This is a genomic window from [Limnothrix rosea] IAM M-220, from assembly GCF_001904615.1.
GTDB lineage: Bacteria > Cyanobacteriota > Cyanobacteriia > Cyanobacteriales > MRBY01 > MRBY01.
In genome coordinates this window covers 1-2,091 of sequence record NZ_MRBY01000092.1, presented here as the reverse complement: position 1 = coordinate 2,091, position 2,091 = coordinate 1, and the positions used below count along the sequence as shown (strand labels likewise).

The following is a 2,091-nucleotide window of genomic DNA, read 5'->3' as shown; positions in this document are numbered from 1 at the left end:
ATAAGCTCCTTTACTTTACCCCTTTCCTGTCTTTTATTTTGATGCGATTACCCTGGATTTATGAGGCTGATTCTTGTGGGTAAAAAAAACGAACATGGTATTGAAGTCGGACTTACGGGTAGTGGCTTAAGAGTTAAAGGGAGATTAATAAAAGGGTTTAGCTGGTTTGGCCTCGGTGTTTCTGCCGTTCTATTTTTTGCCGCACCTTCAGGTTTTTGGTTTCTCACTGGAATGATATGCGTAATTGGTATAGCCGTAGGGAAGATTATGGAATGGGCAGCAACATAATGCTCGTCAGTCCCGTAGGGTGCGTCAATGCAATGCAACGCGCCTTTTTGTTTGCTAAAGTAATTTTGTGCGTTACGCTTCGCTAACACACCCTACAATTTTGTTTTTTATTCATCCCAGATGCTGTGGGGTTTTTCTACGATTTCGGTACTGCCCCAATCGGGTGGATAAATTCCTTCTGAGATAAAGCGATGAATGCTCGAATATTGCCATTCTTGGGCTGTACTGCACAATCCATGTTTGACGGGGTTGTAATGAATGTAATCGCAATGTCGGGCATAATCTTCTTCGTCTCGGATTAAATGTTCCCAGAAGCGTCGTTGCCATAGATTTTTTTCTTTTCGTTTGTGGCGCGATTGTGAAATGGTTTCGTTAATATTCAGGCGATCGCCGTGATTTTTCGTCACGTGAGTTTTGATGAGACGCATTCTCACAGAAAAGTCATGATCATCTTCTGGTAATGTCCATAGACAATGGAAATGATCGGGCAATAAAACAAAAGCATTAATCTCAAAAGGATATTTTTGGCGTACTTTGGCGATCGCCTCTCGCAACGCTTGTCGTCCTAAATCTGTGCAAAGCCATGGTATTCGTTGATAAGTGACTTGAGTAATGAAATAGGTTCCGCCTCTGATTGTTGGTCTTCGATAGTTTGACATTAATGCTTGAAAAAAGGGCGGCGATCGCCTTACTCAATGTAGTTCCAAGCAGTAAAGAGTTTCATTGGTTAATAATTCATTAATTGCTTCATGAGCTGAACGCACTAAACTTTCAATTGTCTTGGTGGGAGCATTTCCATATCTGAGCCAGATAACTTTTGGTGGAGCACCTAATAATCGAACTTTTTCTGGAAAATCAGCATCCTGAGTCACAATACAAAAATCATTTTCCTTTGCAAATTCCCAAATTTCCGTGTCTGTCTTTTCTGCCAAACCATGAAACTGTACATGGCTCGCTTCTGGAAAAATATCGGCTAGCCGATCAACTAACTTTCGGCTCAAATTCTGATCAAACAATAATTTCATGCAGCAGTAACCGAGACTACTAAACGATGTTCACGATCCGCTGCAAATTCTAAACAAGCCCTGATATCCGTTTCTGTCAGTTCAGGAAAATCATCAAGAATTTCATTAATAGACATTCCCGATGCTAGCCACCCAAGAACATCATAAACAGTGATCCGCATTTGGCGAATACAAGGCTTTCCTCCTCGTTTATCCGATTCGATAGTAATAATATTTTGATAATTCATAACTATAAATTGCCAAATCGTCCACTTGTTATGATACTTGAAGAAAGTCTGAGTTACTTAAAGTTTATGCCTTTATTGCAAGACTTTCCAAAGCGTCTTTTTCTGTTGGATAGTGACATGGGTTTTGATGAGACGCATTCTCATAGAAAAGTCATGATCATCTTCTAGTAATGTCCACAGACAATGAAAATGATCAGGCAACAAAACAAAAGCATTAATTTTAAATTTTATGTAGCCATCATTCTCCTAAAAATTCAATATCTAAAATTTCTTCGGGAGAAAAAGGGCACTCATCAGGAAATACATTTACACTTAAGCCTGTTTCTTCGGAAGCAAACTTTTGTGCATCACTACAATGCATCCCTACAGCTTTAGCCCTACCATTTCAAAAAATTGTGAGACAACTTGAAAAGGCAAATCCTCCTTTCACAGGGGAAGTTAAGGGGATCGAATATTTTGAAATTAACGGAAAAGACTATAGTTTTAGGCCTACAGTAACGTCAGTTATGGATAAGAATGTAGCCAAAATTCTTTAGAGAAAAGGAGACACG

At 39.3% G+C, this 2,091-nt stretch carries 5 protein-coding genes; 1 reads left to right on the top strand and 4 read right to left on the bottom strand.

Features of this window, described 5'->3' with window-relative positions:
- The first annotated feature begins 75 nt into the window (after positions 1-75).
- Positions 76-288, top strand: a complete 213-nt coding sequence (locus NIES208_RS18320; RefSeq protein WP_139325105.1) for a hypothetical protein — start codon at positions 76-78, stop codon at positions 286-288.
- 107 nt (positions 289-395) lie between these two features.
- On the opposite strand, the gene NIES208_RS18315 is transcribed toward NIES208_RS18320, so the two are convergent.
- The 4 genes from NIES208_RS18315 to NIES208_RS19960 form a co-directional block, all read right to left on the bottom strand.
- Positions 396-947 carry an REP-associated tyrosine transposase gene (locus tag NIES208_RS18315; protein ID WP_075894425.1) on the bottom strand — a complete coding sequence of 184 codons (552 nt, stop codon included), beginning with the start codon at positions 945-947 and terminating at the stop codon, positions 396-398.
- Between the two features lie 33 nt (positions 948-980).
- Positions 981-1,313: a DUF5615 family PIN-like protein gene (locus NIES208_RS18310; RefSeq protein ID WP_075894424.1), complete on the bottom strand. Its 333-nt coding sequence runs from the start codon at positions 1,311-1,313 to the stop codon at positions 981-983.
- Positions 1,310-1,540 (bottom strand): DUF433 domain-containing protein, encoded by a 231-nt coding sequence (locus NIES208_RS18305; protein ID WP_075894423.1) that lies wholly within the window; start codon positions 1,538-1,540, stop codon positions 1,310-1,312. Before NIES208_RS18305 ends, NIES208_RS18310 begins: the two co-directional genes overlap by 4 nt.
- 238 nt (positions 1,541-1,778) lie before the next feature.
- Positions 1,779-1,901 carry a DUF29 family protein gene (locus tag NIES208_RS19960; RefSeq protein WP_075894422.1) on the bottom strand — a complete coding sequence of 41 codons (123 nt, stop codon included), beginning with the start codon at positions 1,899-1,901 and terminating at the stop codon, positions 1,779-1,781.
- Positions 1,902-2,091 lie beyond the last annotated feature (190 nt).